Annotated in this window: 23 protein-coding genes; 18 read left to right on the top strand and 5 right to left on the bottom strand. The window is 36.2% G+C overall.

Going from position 1 to position 23,501, the window contains the following annotated elements; all coding sequences use genetic code 11:
• The first annotated feature begins 81 nt into the window (after positions 1-81).
• From BN2390_RS09780 to BN2390_RS09730, 11 genes are all read left to right on the top strand, one after another.
• On the top strand, positions 82-744 hold the full coding sequence (locus tag BN2390_RS09780; RefSeq protein ID WP_053984172.1) for an HAD family hydrolase: 663 nt from the start codon (positions 82-84) through the stop codon (positions 742-744).
• Between the two features lie 342 nt (positions 745-1,086).
• On the top strand, positions 1,087-2,010 hold the full coding sequence (locus BN2390_RS09775; RefSeq protein ID WP_053984171.1) for an aspartate carbamoyltransferase catalytic subunit: 924 nt from the start codon (positions 1,087-1,089) through the stop codon (positions 2,008-2,010).
• A gap of 1 nt (position 2,011) precedes the next feature.
• Positions 2,012-3,301: a dihydroorotase gene (locus tag BN2390_RS09770; RefSeq protein ID WP_053984170.1), complete on the top strand. Its 1,290-nt coding sequence runs from the start codon at positions 2,012-2,014 to the stop codon at positions 3,299-3,301.
• Positions 3,302-3,406: 105 nt separating this feature from the next.
• Positions 3,407-4,321, top strand: coding sequence for an orotidine-5'-phosphate decarboxylase (gene pyrF, locus BN2390_RS09765; protein ID WP_053984169.1), 915 nt, complete (start codon positions 3,407-3,409; stop codon positions 4,319-4,321).
• 1 nt (position 4,322) lies between these two features.
• Entirely contained in the window at positions 4,323-5,384 is a 1,062-nt protein-coding gene (locus BN2390_RS09760; RefSeq protein ID WP_053984168.1) for a carbamoyl phosphate synthase small subunit, read from the top strand.
• Entirely contained in the window at positions 5,384-8,605 is a 3,222-nt protein-coding gene (gene carB / locus BN2390_RS09755; protein ID WP_053984167.1) for a carbamoyl-phosphate synthase large subunit, read from the top strand. Before BN2390_RS09760 ends, carB begins: the two co-directional genes overlap by 1 nt.
• Complete coding sequence (locus BN2390_RS09750; RefSeq protein ID WP_053984166.1) at positions 8,598-9,359, top strand: dihydroorotate dehydrogenase electron transfer subunit; 762 nt, start codon at positions 8,598-8,600, stop codon at positions 9,357-9,359. Before carB ends, BN2390_RS09750 begins: the two co-directional genes overlap by 8 nt.
• A complete protein-coding gene (locus BN2390_RS09745; RefSeq protein ID WP_053984165.1) occupies positions 9,359-10,273 on the top strand; it encodes a dihydroorotate dehydrogenase in 915 nt (304 codons plus the stop codon). Before BN2390_RS09750 ends, BN2390_RS09745 begins: the two co-directional genes overlap by 1 nt.
• Positions 10,274-10,476: 203 nt before the next feature.
• Positions 10,477-11,103, top strand: coding sequence for an ECF transporter S component (locus BN2390_RS09740; protein ID WP_053984164.1), 627 nt, complete (start codon positions 10,477-10,479; stop codon positions 11,101-11,103).
• A 13-nt stretch (positions 11,104-11,116) separates the two neighbouring features.
• Positions 11,117-12,304 (top strand): bifunctional phosphopantothenoylcysteine decarboxylase/phosphopantothenate--cysteine ligase CoaBC, encoded by a 1,188-nt coding sequence (coaBC, locus tag BN2390_RS09735; protein ID WP_053984163.1) that lies wholly within the window; start codon positions 11,117-11,119, stop codon positions 12,302-12,304.
• Positions 12,305-12,334: 30 nt separating this feature from the next.
• Positions 12,335-13,105 (top strand): type III pantothenate kinase, encoded by a 771-nt coding sequence (locus BN2390_RS09730; RefSeq protein ID WP_053984162.1) that lies wholly within the window; start codon positions 12,335-12,337, stop codon positions 13,103-13,105.
• A gap of 82 nt (positions 13,106-13,187) precedes the next feature.
• On the opposite strand, the gene BN2390_RS09725 is transcribed toward BN2390_RS09730, so the two are convergent.
• Together BN2390_RS09725 and BN2390_RS09720 are read right to left on the bottom strand one after the other, a co-directional pair.
• Positions 13,188-13,547, bottom strand: coding sequence for a metal-dependent transcriptional regulator (locus BN2390_RS09725; protein WP_053984161.1), 360 nt, complete (start codon positions 13,545-13,547; stop codon positions 13,188-13,190).
• A 77-nt stretch (positions 13,548-13,624) separates the two neighbouring features.
• Positions 13,625-14,638 (bottom strand): helix-turn-helix transcriptional regulator, encoded by a 1,014-nt coding sequence (locus tag BN2390_RS09720; protein ID WP_053984160.1) that lies wholly within the window; start codon positions 14,636-14,638, stop codon positions 13,625-13,627.
• Between the two features lie 214 nt (positions 14,639-14,852).
• Here BN2390_RS09720 and BN2390_RS09715 point away from each other — a divergent pair, with 214 nt between their 5' ends.
• The 6 genes from BN2390_RS09715 to BN2390_RS09690 all read left to right on the top strand — a co-directional run bounded on the left by BN2390_RS09715 (position 14,853) and on the right by BN2390_RS09690 (position 20,408).
• Positions 14,853-15,818 carry an ABC transporter substrate-binding protein gene (locus BN2390_RS09715; protein WP_053984159.1) on the top strand — a complete coding sequence of 322 codons (966 nt, stop codon included), beginning with the start codon at positions 14,853-14,855 and terminating at the stop codon, positions 15,816-15,818.
• Positions 15,811-16,791, top strand: coding sequence for a FecCD family ABC transporter permease (locus BN2390_RS09710; protein WP_053984158.1), 981 nt, complete (start codon positions 15,811-15,813; stop codon positions 16,789-16,791). Before BN2390_RS09715 ends, BN2390_RS09710 begins: the two co-directional genes overlap by 8 nt.
• A gap of 2 nt (positions 16,792-16,793) precedes the next feature.
• Positions 16,794-17,795 carry a FecCD family ABC transporter permease gene (locus BN2390_RS09705; RefSeq protein WP_053984157.1) on the top strand — a complete coding sequence of 334 codons (1,002 nt, stop codon included), beginning with the start codon at positions 16,794-16,796 and terminating at the stop codon, positions 17,793-17,795.
• A gap of 16 nt (positions 17,796-17,811) precedes the next feature.
• Positions 17,812-18,603 carry an ABC transporter ATP-binding protein gene (locus BN2390_RS09700; protein WP_053984156.1) on the top strand — a complete coding sequence of 264 codons (792 nt, stop codon included), beginning with the start codon at positions 17,812-17,814 and terminating at the stop codon, positions 18,601-18,603.
• 16 nt (positions 18,604-18,619) lie between these two features.
• Complete coding sequence (locus BN2390_RS09695; protein WP_053984155.1) at positions 18,620-19,870, top strand: MFS transporter; 1,251 nt, start codon at positions 18,620-18,622, stop codon at positions 19,868-19,870.
• Positions 19,871-19,931: 61 nt separating this feature from the next.
• On the top strand, positions 19,932-20,408 hold the full coding sequence (locus tag BN2390_RS09690; RefSeq protein ID WP_053984154.1) for a DUF4358 domain-containing protein: 477 nt from the start codon (positions 19,932-19,934) through the stop codon (positions 20,406-20,408).
• A 77-nt stretch (positions 20,409-20,485) separates the two neighbouring features.
• Here BN2390_RS09690 and BN2390_RS09685 read toward each other — a convergent pair whose 3' ends face one another.
• Positions 20,486-21,109, bottom strand: a complete 624-nt coding sequence (locus BN2390_RS09685) for a DUF1847 domain-containing protein (protein WP_053984153.1) — start codon at positions 21,107-21,109, stop codon at positions 20,486-20,488.
• Positions 21,110-21,154: 45 nt separating this feature from the next.
• Entirely contained in the window at positions 21,155-21,940 is a 786-nt protein-coding gene (locus BN2390_RS09680; RefSeq protein WP_053984152.1) for a sulfite exporter TauE/SafE family protein, read from the bottom strand.
• 247 nt (positions 21,941-22,187) lie between these two features.
• On the opposite strand from BN2390_RS09680, the gene BN2390_RS09675 reads away from it, so the two are divergent.
• Complete coding sequence (locus BN2390_RS09675) at positions 22,188-22,853, top strand: FMN-binding protein (protein WP_053984151.1); 666 nt, start codon at positions 22,188-22,190, stop codon at positions 22,851-22,853.
• A 40-nt stretch (positions 22,854-22,893) separates the two neighbouring features.
• Here the strand turns inward: BN2390_RS09675 and BN2390_RS09670 are convergent, their stop codons facing one another.
• A complete protein-coding gene (locus BN2390_RS09670; protein ID WP_053984150.1) occupies positions 22,894-23,412 on the bottom strand; it encodes a GNAT family N-acetyltransferase in 519 nt (172 codons plus the stop codon).
• Between the last annotated feature and the right edge of the window lie 89 nt (positions 23,413-23,501).

Genomic DNA, 23,501 nt, shown 5'->3' with positions numbered 1-23,501 from the left:
CAAGAGGGCTAAAAACTTATTATAAGGAAAGAAGTAAAGGTGGTATAATAGAAAAGGTGAAGACATTTAAGGAGGAGAAAGATGAAGACAGTTAAATTAGTCATTTTTGATTTAGATGGAACACTTGTCAATACATTAGAAGACTTAGGTGTAAGTACTAATTATGCCCTTAAGCAATATGGATACATAGAGCATCCTTTAGAAAATTATAGATATTTTGTAGGAAATGGTGTCTATAAACTTATGGAACGTGTACTTCCAGAAGAAGTGAGAAGTGAAAAAGAAATACAGCGTTTAAAAGAAAGCTTTATTCAGTATTATGATACCCATTTAACGGATTATACAAAACCTTATGATGGCATTATAGAACTTTTACATAACCTTAAAGATAAGGGTATTAAGTTAGCTGTGGCAACGAATAAACCTCATGCACAAGCATTACGTGTAGTAGAAGCTTGTTTTGAACAGGGATTAATTGATAGAGTGGAAGGACAACAAGATGGAAAACCACATAAACCTGATCCAACGGTTATTAATGAGCTGATGGCTGCATATAATGTGAAGAATGAGGAAGTGCTCTATGTAGGAGACTCAGACGTAGATATGCAAACGGCAGTAAATGCCAAGTTACGTGGAATAGGTGTAGCCTGGGGATTTAGAGGAGAAGAGGAACTTTTACAAAGCGGTGCTTATGCAGTCATCCATGAACCGTTCCAATTACTTCAACATATTACGACAAAATAGATTGACACATTTAAGGGGATATGGTAGTATAGGTAACAGTAAATGAACAAAATTAAATAAATAGCCTTTAAGCTTGATCCTGTGAGATCAAAAAGGAGAAGAGAAAATGAAAAAGATTATGATGCAGCTTGGTTTAGGCCAGCTAGATTTAGTATGGAGAAATTCTAAAGAATTTAATAATAGATTAAAAGAAATAGATTAGATATTGCCTTATTTAACGAGATTTTATAAGGTACTATGTAATCTCGTTTCTGCTTCACTTTTTTGCAGCTTAAAGGCAATGAAAAGACTTAGGTCTTTTTATTGCCTTTTTATTTTTTTAAAACCAAAGGAGGATACACCATGTTAAAAAGTAAAGATTTACTGGGGATTCGTGATTTAGAAGTAAGTGAGATCATGAGTATCTTAGAACTTGCACATGAAATGAAGAAAAAAATTACAGACAGTACTTTAAGAGAAGATACATTAAAAGGTCGTAGTATGATTACTTTATTCTACGAAAACAGTACAAGAACAAAAGTATCCTTTAATATGGCTGGACTTTACCAAGGTGCGATGGTAACGGATTTAGGTGTTGCAACAAGTAGTGTACAAAAAGGGGAAACCTTAGTAGATACAGGTATTACACTAGATCAAATGGGCATTGACTTTATGGTTATGCGCCATGGGTTAAGTGGAGCGAGCCACTTACTTGCAAAAAATGTTAAAGCTTCTGTTATTAATGCAGGAGACGGCGCAAATGAACATCCGACACAAGCACTTTTAGATCTCTATACAATGCTTGATAAAAAAGGTAGCTTTAAAGATTTAAATGTAACCATCGTAGGTGATATTGCACATAGTCGTGTAGCAAGATCAAATGTATTCGGTCTTAAAAAGCTGGGTGCAAATGTAACACTTGCAGGATGCGGCACATTAGCATCAGGTACAATGGAAGCACTAGGTGCAACAGTAACTCATGATATTAAAAATGCAATCAAAGGTGCAGATGTAGTCATGGGACTTCGTATCCAGATGGAAAGACAAAAAGGTGGATTATTCCCTAACCTTCGCGAATATAGCCAGCTTTATGGTTTAGATGAAGAAATGTTTAGTTATGCAGATAAAGAAGCAATCTTAATGCATCCAGCACCAGTAAATCGTGGTATTGAACTGATGCCAGAGCTATTAGATAGTAACGTAAGTGTTATTGATGAACAAGTACAAAATGGTGTAGCAGTACGTATGGCAATCCTTGCTTTATTAAACGAAAGGAGAGGAAGATAAGATGAAACTGGTTATTAAAGGTGGGTTAGTTGTTAACCCAAGTACAAAACTAGAAGAAGTAACAGACATCCTTGTAGAAGATGGTGTGATTGTAAGTATAGGTGAAACCCCAAGTGACTTACTTGAGAATGCAGATGTCAAAGTAATTGAAGCAGAAGGTAAGTTAGTAGTACCAGGTCTTATCGACCTACATGTACACTTAAGAGAACCAGGCTTTGAACATAAAGAAACAATTGAAACAGGCTGTCTTGCAGCAGCACGTGGTGGTGTAACAACAATGTGTTGTATGCCAAATACGAACCCAGTTATTGATAATGAATGTGTTGTAGAATACATCAATACAATGGCAAGACGTGCAAATGGTGTAAAAGTTCTTCCAGTAGGTGCCATTACAAAAGGCTTAGAAGGTGAAACACTAGCAAACATTGGAAAGATGAAAGAACATGGAATCTGTGCGATTAGTGAAGATGGTAAGACAGTAGCAGATGCGGGTCTTATGAAAAAAGGAATGAGTTATGCAAAACCATTTAACCTTCCAATCTTCTCACATACAGAAGATCGTGCACTATCAGGTGGAGCAATGAATGCAGGTGTAAATGCACAACTGTTTGGAATCAAAGGTATTGGCCGTGATGCAGAAGAAGTGATCGTAGCACGTGACATTATCTTAGCACGTACAACAGGCGCACAGCTTCATTTATCACATATGAGTACAAAAGGAAGCTTAGATCTTATTGAAATGGGTAAAAAAGTATGGGGCATGACAAATTTAACAGCAGAAACTGCACCTCATTACTTCATCTTAGATGATAGTATCTTAGGAGACTATGATAGTAATAAGAAAATGAGCCCTCCACTACGTACAAGTGAAGATGTAGCAGCTATGAAACAAGCACTTAAATCAGGAATTATCGATGTTATTGCTACAGATCATGCACCACATCATTATGATGAGAAAAATGTTGAGATTGAAAAAGCACCTTTCGGTATTGTAGGGCTTGAAACAAGTTTTGCATTAAGTTACACACATCTTGTAAAAGCAGGTATTCTTACTATCTCAGAACTTATAGAAAAAATGAGTTACAATCCAGCACGTATCATCAATAGCCCATCAGGTCGCTTAGAAGTTGGTGCACCAGCAGATATTACAGTAATTGACTTAGAGACACCATATATCATAGATTCAAATAACTTCCTTTCAAAAGGTAAAAACACACCATTTAACGGAATGGAAGTATACGGTGATGTAGAAGTGACAATAGTAGATGGTAGAATAGTTTACGAAAAATAAACAAGATTATAATAAATATTAAGACAAGTGAATAAAAATTCACAAAAGATGAAAAATGTAGTATAATAGGAAGAAAGATTTCACACATATAAAAGGAGATAAGCCATGATTGATAGATTACTTACCAAAATCAAAACAGTAGAAAACCCAACTGTAGTAGGATTAGACCCAACATATAGCATGATCCCAAATTTTATTAAACAAGAGATGTTAGAACGCTTTGGAAAAACACCTAAAGCAGTAGCAGAAATGTTTATCAAATTTAACAAAATGATTATTGATGAAGTCTATGACCTTATTCCATCTGTAAAACCTCAAATTGCAATGTATGAGCAATACGGTTTAGAAGGCCTTCGTGCATATATGGAAACATGTGAATATGCAAAAAGTAAAGGTTTAATCGTAATCGGGGATATTAAAAGAGGGGATATTGCTTCAACTGCAGCTGCATACGCTGGCCACATTGCTGGTGTAGAGGTAGAGGGTGAACACTTTGATTTATGGCAAGAAGATGCAGTAACACTTAATCCTTACATGGGATTTGATGGTATTGAACCTTTTATAGATGCATGTAACAAAAATGACAAAGGCTTATTTATCCTAGTTAAAACAAGTAATCCAAGTAGTAGTGAGATTCAAGATTTATTAGTAGATGGTACACCAATTTATGATAGAACTGCTGACCTTGTAAGCAAATGGGGAGAGCTCACTATGGGAGATATGGGTTATAGCCGTATCGGTGCTGTAGTAGGTGCAACACATAAAGAACAAGGAACAGAACTTAGAGCACGTATGCCACATACCTTCTTCTTAGTACCAGGTTATGGTGCACAAGGTGGAACTTCTGAGGATCTTAAAGGATTCTTCGATAAAGATGGACTAGGCATTATCGTTAACTCTTCAAGAGGCATTATCGCAGCATACCAAAAAGATAAAACGTTTGATGAGAAAGACTTTGCAAAAGCTTCTAGACAAGCTGTTATTGCAATGAGAAATGATTTACAAGGAGTGATGGGTTAAGATGAAAGCACAATTAATACTAGAAAATGGAATGGTATTCGAAGGTAAAGCATTCGGATATCTTAAAGAGACAATCGGTGAGGTTGTATTCAATACTGGGATGACAGGATATCAAGAAATTCTTACAGACCCATCTTATTATGGACAAATGGTTGTTATGACCTACCCACTTATTGGGAACTACGGTGTCAACCTTGAGGATATGGAATCAAATAAAGCACATGTGCGTGCCTTTATCGTAAGAGAAAAATGTGATTACCCAAATAACTTTAGATGTGAACTTACATTAGACGGTTATTTAAAAGCGCAAAAAATCATTGGTCTTGAAGGAATTGATACAAGAGCCCTTACAAAAGTACTTAGAAATCACGGTACAATGCGTGCAATCATTGCTGTACGTGAACTTACACCAAGCCAAGTAAAACTTAAAATAGATAGCTTCAACAACCAACATGCGGTTCCAGAAGTAACAACGAAAGAAGTTTACACTATCCCAGGCGAAGGCATTCACGTAGCAATGATCGACTGTGGTATGAAACAGAATATTGTACGTTCATTTAATGAAAGAGGTTGTAAACTTACAGTATTCCCATACGATGCGACAGCAGAACAAGTTTTAGCAGCAAATCCAGATGGCGTATTCTTATCAAATGGACCAGCCGATCCAAAAGATGTACCAACAGTTGTTAATATGATAAAAGAATTAGTAGGAAAAAAACCAATTACAGCAATCTGCCTTGGTCACCAACTTTTATCTTTAGCACTTGGTGGGGATACATCAAAACTTAAATTCGGTCACCATGGTTGTAACCACCCAGTTAAAGATTACGTATCAAACCGTGTTTATATTACATCACAAAACCATAACTACTATGTAAGCACACTTCCAGAAGGTGCAAAAGTTACACATACAAACTTAAATGACAATACAGTAGAAGGTATGTATTTTGAAGATCTTGACATCTACAGTGTTCAATTCCACCCTGAAGCATGTCCAGGACCAACAGACACAGCACATATCTTTGACGAATTTATTAAGGTAATGCAAGGAGGAAAACTATAATGCCAAGAGACTTAAGTATCAAGAAAGTATTAGTAATCGGATCAGGCCCAATCGTAATCGGCCAAGCAGCGGAGTTTGACTATTCAGGAACACAAGCGTGTCAAGCTATCCGTGAAGAAGGTATTGAAGTTGTCCTTGTTAACTCTAACCCAGCAACTATTATGACAGATAGAGAAATTGCAGATAAAATCTACATTGAGCCACTTAACGCTGAAATGTTAGAAAAAATTATTGCTAAAGAAAGACCAGATAGCGTACTTGCAGGTGTAGGTGGACAGACAGGTCTTAACCTTGCAGTAGAGCTTCATGATAAAGGGATTTTAGATAAATATAATGTACGTGTGATCGGTACACAAATCTCAGCGATTAAAGAAGGTGAAGATCGTGAGCTCTTTAGAGATTTAATGGCACGTATCAACCAACCAGTTATTGAAAGTGAAATCGTTGAAACAGTAGAAGATGCTGTAACATTTGCTAGAAAGATTGGTTACCCAGTAGTAGTAAGACCAGCATATACACTTGGTGGTACAGGTGGTGGTATCGCAGAAACTGAAAGCGAACTTCGCGAAATTGCTGCAAGTGGGATTCACTTATCACGTGTAAATCAAGTACTTATTGAAAAATGTATCAAAGGTTGGAAAGAGATTGAGTACGAAGTAATGCGTGACCAATACGGTACAGTTATTACAGTATGTAACATGGAAAATATCGACCCAGTTGGTATCCATACAGGAGACAGTATCGTAGTTGCTCCTTCTCAAACACTTTCAGATAGAGAATACCAAATGCTTCGTCGTGCATCACTTGATATTATCTCTGCATGTGATATCCGTGGGGGCTGTAATGTACAAATCGCTCTTCACCCGGATAGCTTTGAATATGCAATCATTGAGATTAACCCTCGTGTAAGCCGTTCATCAGCACTTGCTTCTAAAGCAACAGGTTATCCAATAGCTCGTGTATCTGCAAAGATTGCTCTTGGATACGGATTAGATGAAATCAAAAATGCTGTAACAGGTAAAACATATGCATGTTTCGAACCAACACTTGACTACTGTGTTGTTAAGATTCCAAAATGGCCATTCGATAAATTCTACACAGCAAAACGTACACTTGGTACAAAAATGATGGCTACAGGTGAAATCATGGCAATCGGAAATAACTTTGAAAGTGCTTTCCTTAAAGGTCTTCGTTCACTTGAAATCGGTCAATTCAGCTTTGAACATAAGAAGCTTGAAGCTTGTACATTAGATGAGCTTAAAGAACGCGTCATTACAGCAGATGATGAAAGAATCTTTGCACTTGCTGCAATGCTTCGTATGCACTATAGAGAAGAACAAGTATGTAAAATTACAGGTATGGACATCTTCTTCGTAAAACGTTTCAAATGGATTGTTGAACAAGAAGAAATCCTTAAAGAAATGGAATACGAAGATCTTACACCAAAATACCTTCGTAAACTTAAACGTCGTGGATTTGCAGATAAAGCCATTGCAGAATTCATTGGTGTAGCAGAAGATGACATCCGTGAGTTACGTATCAAATGGAACATCATGCCAGTTTACAAAATGGTAGATACATGTGGTGGGGAATTCGAAGCAGAGTCTCCATACTACTACTCAACATATGATGAAATCGATGAAGTTGTAGTATCAGATCGTGAAAAAGTAATGGTTATGGGATCAGGTCCAATCCGTATCGGTCAAGGGATTGAGTTTGACTACTGTTCAGTACATGCTGTACAAGCGCTTAAACGTCGTGGTATTGAAACAATCATCGTAAACAACAACCCAGAAACAGTAAGTACAGACTTCAACACTTCAGATAAGCTTTACTTCGAACCACTTACAGACGAAGATACTTACCACATCATTATGAAAGAACAACCAAAAGGTGTAATCCTTCAATTTGGTGGTCAAACAGCAATCAAACTTGCTAAGTTCTGTGACAAAATGGGTATTCCAGTACTTGGAACACAACCAAAACAAGTAGATGCAGCAGAAGACCGTGAGAAATTTGATGAAATCTTAGAAAAACTTCAAATCAAACGTCCAAAAGGAAAAGCGATTTGGTCAGTAGAAGAAGGTTTAACAGTAGCACGTGAACTTGAGTACCCAGTACTTGTACGTCCTTCATATGTACTTGGTGGTCAAGGTATGGAAATCACATACGAAGAAGAACAACTTTCAAGATATCTTGTAAATGCATTTGATCGTGATCCAGAAAACCCAGTACTTATCGATAGATACTTAATGGGACGCGAAATTGAAGTTGATGCCATCTGTGATGGTGAAAACATCTTAATCCCAGGTATTATGGAGCATTTAGAAAGAGCAGGTATCCACTCAGGAGATAGTACAACACTTTACCCAAGTGTAAATATCTGTGATGAAATCAAAGAAAAAATTATTACGTGTACACGTATGCTTGCAAAAGAACTTGAAGTACTTGGTATGATTAACATTCAGTACATTGAGTACAAAAATGACTTATACATCATCGAAGTTAACCCACGTTCAAGCCGTACAGTACCTTATATCTCAAAAGTTACAGGCGTACCAATTATCGACCTTGCAACACGTTGTATGTTAGGTGATAAATTAGAAGACTTAGGTTATGGCACAGACCTTTACCCAGAACCAGAAAACTTCTACGCAGTAAAAGTACCAGTATTCTCAACAGAAAAACTTCCAAGAGTAGAAGTAAGCCTTGGACCAGAAATGAAATCAACAGGTGAAGTACTCGGTGTAGGTAGTACAATTGAAGAAGCACTTTACAAAGGATTCATTGCTGCAGGCAAAAAACTACCAAACAAACAAGGAACAATCTTTGCAACTATTCAAAAATATGACCAAGATGAATTTATTGAGATTGCTAAACGCTTCGATAAACTTGGTTACAAGTTCATTGCAACAGAAGGTACAGCTAAAAAACTTCGTGAAAATGGTATGGATGTAAGAGAAGTAGGCAAACTTTCAGAAGGTAGCAACGAAATTATAGACCTCATTCGTAGTGGTGAAGTAGACTTACTTGTTAACACACCTACAAAAGGTAATGATTCAACACGTGACGGATTCAAAATCAGACGTCATGCCATCGAGTCTTCACTTCAAATTGTAACTTCACTTGATACATTAGCAGCTATGGCAGACATTGCATCAAGAGACTTAACAATTGCACAAACTGGTATCTTCAATATGGGAGACAAACAAGATGAGTAAAAAAGTTGTATTAGGCCAAGTCCTATCTAATGAACAAATAGAAAAAGACGTTTATAAAATGGTCATCAAACAACCAGAGGCTGCTAAAAGCGCAGCTCCTGGTCAGTTTGTAAATCTTTACACAAAATCAGAAAGCATGCTTCTTCCAAGACCAATTAGTATTTGTGAAATTGGAGAAGAAACACTTACACTTGTATATGGTGTAGTAGGTAAAGGAACATTAGAGTTTTCAAGTTACAATGTAGGGGATGACATTAAGCTTACAACAGCACTTGGAAATGGCTTTACACCAGCTGAGGCTCACACACATGTTTTAGTAGGGGGTGGGATTGGTGTACCACCACTTGTAGAACTTGCAAAACATTTAGAAGGTGAGAAAATCGCTGTGATTGGCTTTAGAGAAGCACCTTTCTTACAAGATCGCTTAGAAGAACTGGGTGTAAAAGTTTATATCGCAACAGATAGTGGTGCACATGGCTTTAAAGGAAATGTAGTAGAGCTTATGGAATCAGAAGGTATCTTAGGTGATTACTATTATAGCTGTGGGCCAAAACCAATGCTTCGTGCACTTGCTGGCTTCTGCGGTGCAAAAGGCAAACCTGTACAAGTTTCTCTTGAAGAACGTATGGGATGTGGCTATGGTGCTTGTGTAGGTTGTGTATGTAAAACAAAAGCAGCCAACGAAGTAGGCTATGAACAAAAGAAAGTTTGTAAAGACGGCCCTGTCTTTTTAGGAAGCGAGGTAGCGTGGTAATGAGTAAATTAGATTTAAGTGTTAATCTTGGTGGGGGTCTTATATTAGATAACCCAATTACAACAGCATCAGGTACATTTTCACCACGTGAAAGCGGTGAGTTCTACAACTTAAGTGAACTTGGTGCAATGATTACAAAAGGGATTGCCAATGTACCATGGGATGGTAACCCAACGCCTCGTATTGCAGAAACTTATGGTGGTATGATCAATGCTGTAGGACTTCAAAATCCAGGTGTAGATTACTTTATCGAGCACGAACTTCCATATGCAAAACAATTTGGTACTAAAGTGATTGCAAACGTAGCAGGTCGTAGTATTGAAGATTACTGTGAAGTTGTAGAAAAGCTTAGTGAAACAGATGTAGACGCATTAGAAGTGAATATCTCTTGTCCAAACGTTAAAAAAGGCGGTATTGGATTTGGTGTACAATGTGGATTAGCAGGAAGTGTTGTAAGAGAAGTGAAACGTGTTTCTAAAAAACCTCTTATTATCAAACTTTCTCCAAACGTAACAGATATTACAGAAATTGCAAAAGCGGTAGAAGCAGAAGGTGCAGATGCAATTTCTCTTATTAATACATTACTTGGGATGAAAATCGATGTACATCGTATGCGTCCAGTTGTAGCCAACAAAATGGGCGGATTCTCAGGCCCAGCCATTAAACCTGTTGCAGTACGTATGGTTTACCAAGTAAGACGTGCTGTCAATGTACCAATCATTGGTCTTGGTGGGATTATGACAGGTGAAGATGTAGCAGAATTCATCTTAGCAGGTGCAGATGCCGTTTCTATTGGAACAGCAGCACTTATTAACCCAACAGCACCAGTAGACATTAAAAACGAATTCATTGCTTATATGAATCAATACGGATTTAAAAACTTAGCAGAACTTAGAGCTGCTTTACAAGAATAAATCAATTTGTAAAAGTGGACGTCCATAAGGGCGTCCTTTTTTCTCATATGTGAGCAATAAAATACTCCATTTAGAAATAGCGTATAACAAGTGTCTAATTGAAAACAATAATACTATACGCTTTTTTTAACTTGTGCTATAATCTAAAATGTTAAAATAAGCATTGCATCTTTTATGAAGAAGAGCGATAGCAGGAGGTTAATATGAAAAGTTTAAAAAATACGAAGTTCTTAACATTACTTGGGGTATTGTTAGCCATTGAAATTTTGCTAGCATTTACACCATTAGGATTTGTACCCTTAGGATTTACTAAGGCAACAACCGTACATATCCCAGTTATTATTGGTGCTATATTCTTAGGACCAGTAGGAGGCGCTATTTTAGGTCTAGCTTTTGGGATTATGTCAGTTATTATTAATACAATGACTCCAGCACTTACTTCATTTGTCTTTTCACCATTTATTACAATAGCAGGTTCCGAAGGCAATATATGGAGTTTAGTAATTGCACTTGTACCACGTACCCTTATTGGGATTACAGCTTTCTATAGTTATAAGTGGGTAAGTAAAATGAATAAAGGTAATGTTTTAGCTTATATAGTAGCAGGCGTTGTAGGCTCATTAACTAATACAATACTAGTAATGGGTGGCATTTATCTATTCTTTGGTCAACAATACGCTGCTGCTAAAGAAGTAGCTTTTGAAGCCTTATTTGGTGTGATTATGGGGATTGTAGGAATGAATGGGATTCCTGAGGCCATAGTTGCAGCCATTATTGTAGCTACTGTATGTAAAGTACTAAAGAGTATCTTTAGAGAAAAACTATACTAGAGGTAAATCAATCATGAAAAAACATGTTTTAATAGGCGTTACAGGTGGTATAGCTGTTTATAAAGTATTAGATGTAGCAAGTAAGCTTAGAAAATTAGGGTATGAAATGAATACGATTATGACAGAAAATGCTTGTGAATTTGTCAATCCACTTTCTTTTGAGACTCTTACAAATAACTATGTGGTAACGGATACTTTTGCGAGACCACATAAATGGGAAGTTGAGCATATTGCATTAGCAAAACGCACAGACTTAATGCTTATTGCACCAGCTACAGCCAATATTATAGGAAAGATTGCAAATGGTATAGCAGATGATATGCTTTCAACAACAGTGATGGCAGCAAGATGTCCTGTAGTGATTGCACCAGCTATGAATACCGCAATGTATGAGAATCCAATAGTCCAAGAAAATATAGCCTACCTTAAATCTAAAGGCTATTTATTTATAGAACCAGAGGCAGGATGGCTTGCATGTGGCGATGTAGGCAGTGGAAAACTACCTACACCAGATACCATTGTAGACTATGTAACAAAAACACTTGAAAAAGAAAAAGACCTTTTAGGTAAGCATATACTCATCACAGCAGGACCAACCGTTGAGGCCATTGATCCAATGCGCTATATTACAAACCATTCATCTGGTAAGATGGGATATAGTATAGCAGAAGATGCAGTCAAAAGAGGGGCTGAAGTTATTCTTGTCTCAGGACCTACTCATCTTGAATGTCCAGCTGGTGTTAAGCGTGTCGATGTAAAAAGTGCGAGACAGATGTATGACGCTGTACATGAACATTTTGAATGGGCAGATGCAGTTATTAAGACAGCAGCAGTAGCAGACTATAGACCAGAACAAGAAAGTAATCATAAAATCAAAAAAAATGGCAATACATTAATGTTGAATCTTGTACCAAACCCAGATATTTTAAAAAGCTTAGGTGAAAAGAAAACACATCAAGTATTGGTTGGGTTTGCAGCGGAAACAGAAAATATTATTGACTATGCTAAAGCAAAAATAGAGAAGAAGCATTTAGACTTTATTGTAGCTAATAATATTGCACAAGCTGGTGCAGGCTTCAAAGGAGATACGAATATTGCAACCATTATTAAAGCAAATGGTGAAATGATTACATGTCCACAAATGACAAAAAGCGAATTAGGTGACATTATACTGGATCAAGTTAAAAACTATTTTAACTAAAGGGACGGAATATAAGGAAGAGGGAAAGCAATGTTATTAACAATAGATATAGGTAATACAAATATTGTGATGGGTGTTATGAAAGGTATGGAGTTAGTCGTAAGTTTTAGAATGACAACCCAAATACCGCGTACCTCTGATGAGTATGGTATTACAATGGTGGAGATGTTAAGAAATAAGGGAATAGATATAGAGGAGATTGAAGCAGCTATTATTTCTTCAGTGGTACCGAACATTATGTATTCTTTAACCAATAGCATTAAGAAATATATTAAGAAAACACCACTTATAGTAGGACCAGGATTAAAAACAGGTATTCCTATTCGAACAGATAACCCAAAAGCTGTAGGCGCAGATCGTATTGTTAACTGTGTAGCAGCTTATGAACTCTATGGTGCACCTTGTATGGCTATTGACTTTGGCACATCTACAACTTATGATATTGTGAATGAAAAAGGTGAGTTTATTGGTGGACTAATCACTCCCGGTATTAGAATTAGTGCAGATGCTATGTGGCAACGTGCTGCACAGCTACCAGATATGGAGATTAGAAGACCAAAGAGTATATTAGATTGTAAAAATACAATCTCTAGTATGCAAGCAGGCCTTGTTTATGGTTATATTGGTCAAGTGGAATATATCGTAAAGAAAGTTAAAGAAGAAATGGGTTGCCCTGATATGAAGATTATTGCAACGGGTGGCCTTGCAAAAATTATTAAAGATGGTACAGATGTTATAGACGAATATGATGGTCTATTAACACTTAAAGGGCTGTACTTAATTTATGAAAAAAATAAATAGTAGAGTAAAATAAAAAGAGGTGCCTCACTAGTCAGTAACTAGTGAGGCACCTCTTTTAGTCTAATAAAAGATTAATGAAGTTCTATTTAATACTTTTTTTAATTGCTTCAAAGCTCTCTTTACTGATGACATGCTCAATTTTACATGCATCTTCTAATGCAATATGTTCTTCCACACCCAGGTGTTGAAGCCAATAGGATAAGACTTCATGTCTTTCATAAATCATCTCAGCAATGGCAGTACCGGATTCGGTTAAAGAAATATAACCTGCATCGGTTACTGTAATATGTTGATTTTCACGAAGATTTTTCATAGCAGTACTCACGCTAGATTTTTTGAAGCCTAATTCATTAGCTATATCAACGGCACGAACAACAGGAAGCTTTTTGCTTAACATGAAAATAGTTTCTAAGTAATTTTCTGCTGATTCATTTATACCCATAAGTAACCTCTTTTATATTTATTTAATGTATCATTTATTATTTGTTAAAGCTAGTATATCATGACTACAAAGATGTTTCAAATTCTACTATTATGGCGATATTCAAGGGGAGTACAATGATAAGTTTGCTTAAACATTTTAATAAAATTACTTGTATAGGGATACCCTACCTGCTTAGCAATTTCAGAAATACTTTCATCTGTTGTACAGAGTAAATTGGCAGCCAAAGACATACGTGTAGAGGTAATAAATTGGCCAATAGGTAAATGATAGTAGTAGCTAAATCCAGCTTTTAATTTTTGAGTATTAAGGAGAACAAGTTCGCTTAAGTGCTCAATAGTTGGCGGCGATTGAATATTTTCCGTAAGAATCGCATGTGCCTTTTGAATGGACCTAATATCTTCACTACTTAAATGTAGATATTTATTAGTTCCAATTTTTACTTTGCCATAATGAAGCTGCTTAGTAAAAGCGTTATCAGGAGATTGATTTACGGTATCCATGAGAATAGCAATACACTGTAAAAGATAACTTTCTAATAAAATGAGGCTCAGGGCATTCTGATTGGCTAATGCATGCATTTTTTTTAAGAGCGACATGATATCAAGAGGGAGATAACGGTAAGTGAAGTTTTCGTTAAACTTATCAAAACTAAAAGACGTATGAAGCTGCTTTTCTAGAACCTCTGTAAAGTAAGTCTCATGTATTGTAAATTCTGCCCCATGGAAATGTTGTCCTTTTGTCCATACCTGTTGTCCTTTAATGCCTTTTTCCATAACAAAAAAGGAGGAAGGCGTAAAGGAAGAAACAGGTTGATTTTCTAATTTGAAGTTGGTAGCACCTTGGTATACACTCCCAAAACGTATCAGATGCTCTGGATTATCAAAAATAAGCTTGAAGGCATGGGGAATGGTATAATCGGCAATGCCAAAAGAATAATAACCTGGACGTTCATAAAATAGAAAATAGCCATTTTCAGGATGGTTTGGATCTTTATAAAGGATGCAGTGATCATGTTTATGAGGAACAAAAGAAAGTTTCTTTAATAGAGTCTCACGAAAGACTTTTGATGACTGAACAATTGGATGCATAGTATTTTCTCCGTGTTTAAAAATATAAAAGAAGTATAAAAGATTTTTTATAAGAAAACAAGCTATAAAATAAACTTATAAGATGACAAAATAATGAAAAAAGGTGAAAAGCTTGTGTAAAAAGTGGAAGGCTATGTATAATTCATTTCAGTGGTTAGTGAAGACTAACTAAAGGAAGTTGTATAGAACTTATGAGAAAGATAAGGAGAAGAAAATGAAAAAATCTATTTTATTATTAATGAGTTTATTTATATTAGCCCTTGCTCTTGTAGGATGTGCAAGTGGTAATACAAGTAATGAACAAGATACCAATCAAGCACCAGAAGAAAAAGCAACACGCGTTGTAACAGATATAAAGGGTAAAGTAGAAATTCCAGTACAACCAGAACGTATTGTAGATATTAGTGGTGCCAGTGATATTTTATCTCTTTTAGGTTATGAAGTCATTGGTACAGCAAATAGTGATGGCTATGATTACACAAAATTCCCAAGCTACTTAGAAAATGTTCTTGGACATGCTGACATCTTAGGATACAGTATGTTAGCTGAAATGGATGTAGAAGCTATTATTGCACTTAATCCAGACCTTATTGTGATTTCAACCGTACAAGAAAAAATGTATGACCAATTAGCAAAGGTTGCGCCAGTTGTTATGGTAGAAATGAAACAAATGGACTGGAAAGAAGACTTTATGCATGTTGCTCAAGTATTTGGAGAAGAAGAAAAGGCAACTGCATGGATCAACGATTACTTAGCAAAAGCACAAAAAGTAGGTCAAAGCATTAAAGAAACATATGGTGAAGAAAGCAGTTACTTATCTTTCTTAGCAAGTGGTGGAAGTTTATTTATCTTTGATGGTGCAGGGCTCGGAACAATCTTCTATGAAGATATGGGATTAGCAAAACCAGTAGGTATGCCAGAACAAGAAAATATTAGTTTACCAGTTGTAACTTTTGAAGGATTAGCACAAATCGATTCAGATTATATCTTTGCTATTGCAACAGATGAAGATTTAGCAGCTTTAACTGCAAGTAGTATCTGGAATGGAACAGAGGCAGTGAAAAATGGCAATGTTGTAACATTACCAGCAAGCCCATACTTCAATCAAGGTTATAGCCCAATTGGAAGATTAGCGTTTGTAGAAGAAGTAGAAGCATTACTTCAAGGCATGCATGAATAAGAAAACAGCGTTTCTTGTTAGTGGATGTAGCATCGTTGCAGTAATGGGGCTAGTTATTGCAATTTGTGCAGGTGCAAAGAGTATTCCTTTACAAACTGTATGGGATAGTATCTTTCACTATGAAGATATTTTAGATATGCAATTAGTCCGGGATGTTCGTATACCAAGAGTCATTTGTACCGCCTTTGTAGGCGGTATTCTTGGGATTACGGGAGCAATGATGCAAGGGGTGACAAGAAACCCAGTAGCTGAGCCTTCACTTATGGGTATTACTCAAGGTGCTACTTTTGCTATTGCTTTAGTAGGCGCGAGTTCATCACTATATGGTTTACTTGGGAATACAGTAGCGGCTTTTCTTGGCGCATTAGTTAGTGGACTTTTAGTCCTTGGCTTTAGTATGAAAAATGCTAGGAATATGAATATCTCAAGACTATTATTAGCAGGTACTGCTCTTAGTACTTTCTTTATTTCAATGGCAACGGTGATTGCATTACTTACAAATAAATCACAAAATCTAGCTTTTTGGATTTCAGGTGGATTTCGTGCAGCAACTTGGGAGAGTGTAAAGTTAGTAGTAGGTGTTGGTGGGATTACAACTTTGATTGCCTTATTCTTAGCGCCTAAGATCAACATTGTCAATTTAGGCGAAGATGTATGTATAGGACTTGGAGAAAATCCAGTTAAGATTCGTATGTATACCTTACTACTCATTATTCCAATGTGTGCTGTTAGTGTAGCAGTAGCAGGAAATATTGCTTTTGTAGGTTTAATCGTGCCACATATTGTAAGAAAAATTACAGGACAAGATTACCGTGTCATTATGCCTGTTTCCTTTTTATGTGGTGCAACATTGGTGATTTGGGCAGACGTATTAGCAAGGCTTGTCAATCAACCTTATGAAACACCAATCGGATTATTTACTTCATTAGTGGGTGTGCCAATCTTTATATGGATGGTGAGAAAGGAGAGTTAACCATGAAAAAACGTTTAATAATCGCAAGTATCATCACAAGTCTTCTTTTGGTAGCTGTCTTTTTCTTAGCAGTGAGCTGGGGAAGCAATACGATAGCGTTCCCAGATATTATAAAAACATTAATAGGAGGCGGAACGCCCCTTCAAGAAGTAACCATTTTTGATATTCGCTTACCACGTATTATGGTTGCCATGGTCGTTGCCTGTTGTCTTTCAACGGCAGGATGTATTTTGCAAAGTGTGACGCGAAATGAGCTTGCAGAACCTGGGATGATAGGAATTAATGCAGGGGCAGCCTTAGCTGTAGTCTTTCTCATTTCTTATGGGCAGACAAGTTACTATGACAAAATGGGAGACATGGCATTATTTATGATGCCTATTGTAGCCATTATAGGTGCCTTACTTAGTGGTGGTTTGATTTACCGCTTAAGCTATAAAAAAGGCGTATCACCAACAAGGCTTATTCTAACAGGGATAGGTGTGAATGTTGGAATCAATGCAGTGATTTCTTTATATCAACTGAATATGTCTAAAGGAGATTACAACCAAGTACTCACTTGGATTAGTGGGAGCTTATGGGGGAGTAGTTGGAAGTTCTTCTTCCTCATTACACCACTTGTACTAGTATTCTTAGGGTTAGTGATCTGGAAGGCAAAGATTTTAGATGTACTTGACTTAGGAGATGAAATTGCCATTGGCCTGGGGGTAAAAGTAGAGAAGGAAAGAAAAACATTATTTTTCTATGCCATTGCACTGGCTGCACTTGCAACATCTGTTGCAGGAAACATTGCTTTTTTAGGATTACTTGGACCACATATTGCAAGACGATTAGGTGGTCCGGTGCATAGAAGACAAATACCACTAGCAGCTCTAGTAAGTTGTAGCATTATTATTTTAGCAGATTCAATTTCAAGAAATGTATTTTCACCAATAGAGATACCCGTTGGTATTACCATCTCTATTATAGGTGTACCTTATTTCATTTATTTAATGATGAAAGAATAAAAAGTTGGAGGGACAGATGGAAGCAATAAAAGTAACAGACCTAGATGTAGCCTATGAACAAAAGTATATTATAAAAAATATGAATATAGAGATTCCTAAAGGTAAAATAACCATGATTATTGGCTCTAATGGATGTGGTAAGTCTACATTACTCAAGACTATTGCACGTATTATTACACCTAAAAAAGGAGAAATCTACTTAGATGGTGCCAGTATTAAAGCACAAGCACCTAAAGAAATTGCACAAAAAATGGCTGTATTACCTCAAAGCCCCGTTGTCCCTTCAGGTCTTTTAGTGAAAGAACTTGTTTCTTATGGAAGATTTCCTTATCAAAGTGCTTTAGGTGGGCTAAAACAAGAAGATATAGAGAAAGTGAACTGGGCCATGGAGGTGACTGGAATGAGTGAGTTTGCCGAACGTCCTGTAGATAGTTTATCAGGTGGTCAAAGACAACGTGCTTGGATTGCTATGGCATTAGCACAAGAAACAGAAATTCTCGTGTTAGATGAACCAACAACTTATCTTGATATGGCACATCAGTTAGAAATACTCTTGCTATTACAGAAATTAAATAAAGAGCAAAACCGTACCATTGTAATGGTCTTACATGAGCTAAACAATGCCACTAAATTTGCAGATTATCTGATTGGAATGAAAAAAGGAGAGGTTGTCTTTCGTGGCAAACCCTTAGATGTCATTACAGAAGAGAACCTCTTTACACTTTATGGCATTCAAGCAAAATTACAGCTAGACGAAACGAAACAGTATCCAATATGTGTAGATTTTAATATTGGTAAAACACATTAAAAGAAGGGAGGCGCATATGACCAATAAATTGTATCATAAAAATTTTAATATCCTTGTACTAGGACAAATTATCTCTTTGTTTGGAAGTTCCATTCAGCGATTTGCCCTATCTTTATACTTACTTGATTTAACAGGCTCAGCAAGCTTATTTGCATCGATCCTTGCTGTTTCTATGATCCCTATTGTTCTTATTTCGCCTATTGCAGGGATTTTAGCAGATAGAGGGAATAAGAAAAAGCTCATGGTCTTTTTAGATGTAGCTAGTAGTATCTTGTTACTGGGGTATTTGATCATTGTTTTACAAGGCAATGACCAAGTAGGTATTGTAGCTGTTGTTATGGTGCTTTTATCCACTATTTCCACCATTTATCAGCCTGTTGTCAATACGTGTATTCCCATTCTTGTTGCAGAAAGCCATTTAGTAAAGGCCAATGCAATTATTCAGCAAGTAGCATCCCTTAGTAATTTCTTAGGACCTATTTTAGCGGGTATGCTTTATGGGTGGTTAGGCATAAAGGGTGTAATTGTAATCAATATGTTAAGTTTCCTATGCTCTGCACTTATGGAAGTATTCTTAGACCTTCCTCATACAAAAAGAGCAAAGCAAGATTCCTTCTTACAAGTGTTTGTAGGAGATATGAAAGAAAGTTATATCTATTTAAAAGATAAAAATCCTATTATTTTTCGTATGTTACTTTTTTCAGGATTTTATAATCTCTTTTTAGTTCCTGTATTTAGTGTAGCAGCACCTTATCTCATCAAAGTAACTTTTGGTCTATCTTCAGAAGTATATGGTATGGCAGAAGGAATGATTGCTTTAGGGATGATTCTGGGTGGGGTAATCATTACATGGAAACCACTATATTTCCATATTAAACGTGTACATAGATTACTGTATTTAACGTCAATTTCTATGTTTGTGATGGGGATATCTATAAGTCTATTCCAATCAGGTAGAGGATCTAATGTAACTAGTGTGATGCTATTTACACTCTTTGGTATGGTCATTATGGGCGTATTAGGTATTGCCAATGTACTGAGTGCTGCTTACCTTTATCAAGAGGCAGAAAGCACATTACTAGGTAAGGTTTTAGCCTTTGGTTCGGCCTTTGCAACCCTTTGTATTCCTTTAGGACAAATTCTATTTGGTGGGCTTATTGAAAACTTTGCAGTACACATTGATTGGATTATTTATGGTGCAGCAGTATTAGTATTTGGTGTAACCTTACTTGTACGTTGGAATGTATTGCAAATTGAAGGTGACTAAAACGTATAATTAAATTGAAAGTGGCAAGAATCATAAGAAGAAATATGAGGAGGTCACAAAGATGAAAAAATCTATCATGTTAATTGTAACTCTTATACTATGTATGAGTATGCTAGCTGGCTGCGGTGGTGGCACAGCACCAGAAGTAGTACCAACTATAACCTCAGGTGAGATTGTTTCACAAATGGTTGAACAAGGTTTTGTACGTATGCCTATGGAAATAGATGAAGTAGGTGCACAAGAAAGATATCGTATTGATTTAGGTCTTGTAGAAGATTATGCCATTGCAGAAACAGGTATTAGCCCAGGACCAGGCCTTATTGTTGTTGCAAAAGCAAAACCTGACCAAGTTCAAAATGTAGTTGCTAACATGGAAAAGTTATTAGAAGACAAAGTTGGTAATGCTTTCTACCCAGATGAGGTTGAAGCAGCACAACAAGCAGAAGTCATTGTTAATGGACCTTATGTAGGTTTACTCATCTTAAATGGTGAAGTTAAAGATGACGGCATTAAGATGTTTAATGATTTAACAAAGTAGTAGAGGAATAAATGAAAAGAGCAGATTTACTTAGGTAAAGTAAAATCTGCTCTTTTTCATTTATGTTATAAAGTTAATTATTTAAAAAGTTTTTTCTTGTAGTATCCATCTGCTTGATAAATAGCACCAAGTGGATTATGACAAAGGACACGGTCTTTTACAGCAAATACTGTGCATGGTGCTTCTGAGTGTTTGATGAAAAGTGTATCATGACCTACGCAAAGACCAAATAAAATATTAAGGTCTGTTTCAGCTTCATTTAAGAGAAGTGCTTGCCCAATAGGATTACACATAATATCATTTTTTACGTAAGTTTCTTTTTCAGGTTGTTCAATACCTAAGAAACCTTTAAGAATGGCACCGTTTTTACATACTACAGATACAACTTCTAAATCATGGTGTTCTAAAATTTTAACAAAGGTTTTTGCTTCTTCGTGTAAACCTGTACAGAATGCAAGACCAATACGTTTAAAACCACATTTTTTAGCAAATTGGATTGTTTCTTCAACGCGAGTCCAATTTGTATTACCTTCTGATTCAACTAATGCAGATTGTAATGCAATAGTTAAATCATCTCCAGTATGTAAAGATTTTGCTTTTTCTTGAAGATCTTCATTACGGCTTGGGCATAATTTTTTAGGCATTTTTTCTGTATTTTTTTCTAAGCATCCTCTTGTAGGACATTTTGCGCAAATACTCATAAGATCAGTTCCCTTCTATTGTCAAGTAAAATATATGAAATTTATTTAGATAATACCTAAGTAGTGAATACCATTATAAATGCTGATTAGGATAATTCCAATAACCATGCATATGTAAATTTTGTCTACACCTTTAAGTGAGAGTTTTTTTGAAATAATAGGACCAACTGTTCCACCAAGAATACCACCAAGAATCATCATAAAGAATACTGGCCATTCAAATTCAGGAACACCTTTAAATAAGGTTTGGATGACGCTCATACCTTGTGAGAAGAATATAATATAAATAGAGTTAAGAGCGGCTGTCTTAGAGTCCATACCGAAGAATAGGTAAAGAACAGCTAAGTTAATTGGCCCACCACCGATACCTAAGAATGCAGAAAGTGTACCAAGTGCAAATCCAATAATAAGAGATACAACAGAACTTTCTACTTTAATAGGACGAATCTTAGCCTTTTTAAGTGTAAAGATTAATACACCTATAGTTACTAAGGCTAAAACAAAAGATTGAACAGAACCAGCCATATTAGGATTACCACTTAAGGTTTTGACTGTATCGAAAATTTGTTTTCCAAGTAATCCACCTAGAGCAGCTCCAACGGCTAAATAGGTTCCTTTCTTTTTATCAATTTTAACTTCTGAATTTCGATTACGATAAAGCGTCATCGTTGTCATTGCTAGGACAGTACAGCCAGATAAGAAGCTAATTGTTGAAACATTTAATGTTCCAATAGCATCCATAACAGGCTTAATGATTACGCCTCCTCCAATACCACTAATTGCACCTAAGACAGATGCACCTAAACAGATAAGAAAATAAATAATGTACACCGTAATACACCTCGCTGTAAGTATTTTGAGAAAAATTCTACACTATTATGTTAATCCTCTTGTGTATCATTGTCAAATTAAAATTGTTAAAAAAATAATTATTGGATAATTTATATAGAAGAAGTGAGTTGAAAATAAAAAAATGTAAACAAATTAGTTGCCAAAATATGCATAAATAGTTTAGATGGTGGCACACTAACGGTTATAGAAAAACTATTTATTCAAATTATTTTAGGAGGTTACAAAAATGAAGAAGTTTATGACTATGCTCATGTTAGTTGGAATGAGCATAACTGTTATGCTTACAGGTTGTAATAAAGATGAGGCAAAACAAGAGGCAGCTCAAAATGGACAAGTTGTAGAGATTGAAGGGCAACAAGACCAATATGGTTGGTTCCCACATATGCGTCTCACTTTCTCTGGTGATACATTAACAGAAATCTATTTTGACTATGTAGATGATAGTGGTGCTAAAAAGTCTGATGATGATGAGTATAACTCTGGTATGAAAGAAAAAACTGGGGTAAGTGGCAAAGAAGCAATGGAAGCTCTTCGTCAAAATTTAATCGCGGTTCAAAATCCAATGGCTGTAGATGTTGTAACAGGTGCAACTCAAACATCAGAAGAATTTATTGCGATGGCAGATCAAGGCTTCAAACAATACTTTAATGGTGAAGTAAGTGCTAATAACTATGGCAATGGTGATCCAACAACAACTACAGATGATCAAGGTACTACAGGAGAAGCCAACACTAATCAAAAAAGTGACAATAATGGTACCGAAACAACAGGTGAAAATGCGCCTACCTATGATAATGGTGGAGATGGTAGCCCAAATAATGCAGAAAACAGTGGAAATGCAGAAGGCAGTACAGGTGCCGAAGCTAGTGGTGGAACAGGAACAGGCAAATAATATAAAAATAAAAGGTGCTCATCTATGTGAGCACCTTTTATTATTTAAGTGTCATATTAAATTGTACAGGATATAGAACTTGTCCCTTAATATCAATTTCTTCAGGGCATAGTTTAGCAACAAGAAAAGCCTCTTCTGGAAAACCAGCAGGTGGTGTAATCTCGAAGTTTGCTGCACTTTCAAATCCAAAACGTGTATAGAATTTAGGGTCACCTAAGACAATAACAAGTTTGTGACCTAAATATTTCGCTTTTTTTAGGCCTTCTTCTACAAGTTGAGTACCTAATTTTTTTCCTTGGTAATCTGCTTTAATACCTACAGGGGCTAATGCTAAAGCAGGAAATGTTTTATTGCCGTCTTTAATTACAACACGTGTAAAGAGTAGATGGCCTAAGAGGTCATTATCTTCTTCGATAACTAATGAAAGCTCAGAGTGATAATAGTTCGTTTTACGGAGTCTATCTACCAGTTGTGCCTCGATGTCTCTTTTAAAAGCAGATTGATGAATGGTATGAACCATTTCATATTCAGCTTTCTTCTCAGGTCTAATAATCGCCATATAAGTCCCTCCTTCTAGATAGTTCTATTTTATCAAATAATATGTGGATAAGCTATAGAATATGCGTAGAAAATAGATTTAGCGCTATT

The sequence above is a fragment of the Niameybacter massiliensis genome, assembly GCF_001282685.1.
Classification (GTDB): Bacteria; Bacillota; Clostridia; order Lachnospirales; family Cellulosilyticaceae; genus Holtiella; species Holtiella tumoricola.
The sequence above is the reverse complement of the archived record's forward strand: the minus strand, read 5'-3'. Positions and strand labels throughout refer to the sequence as shown.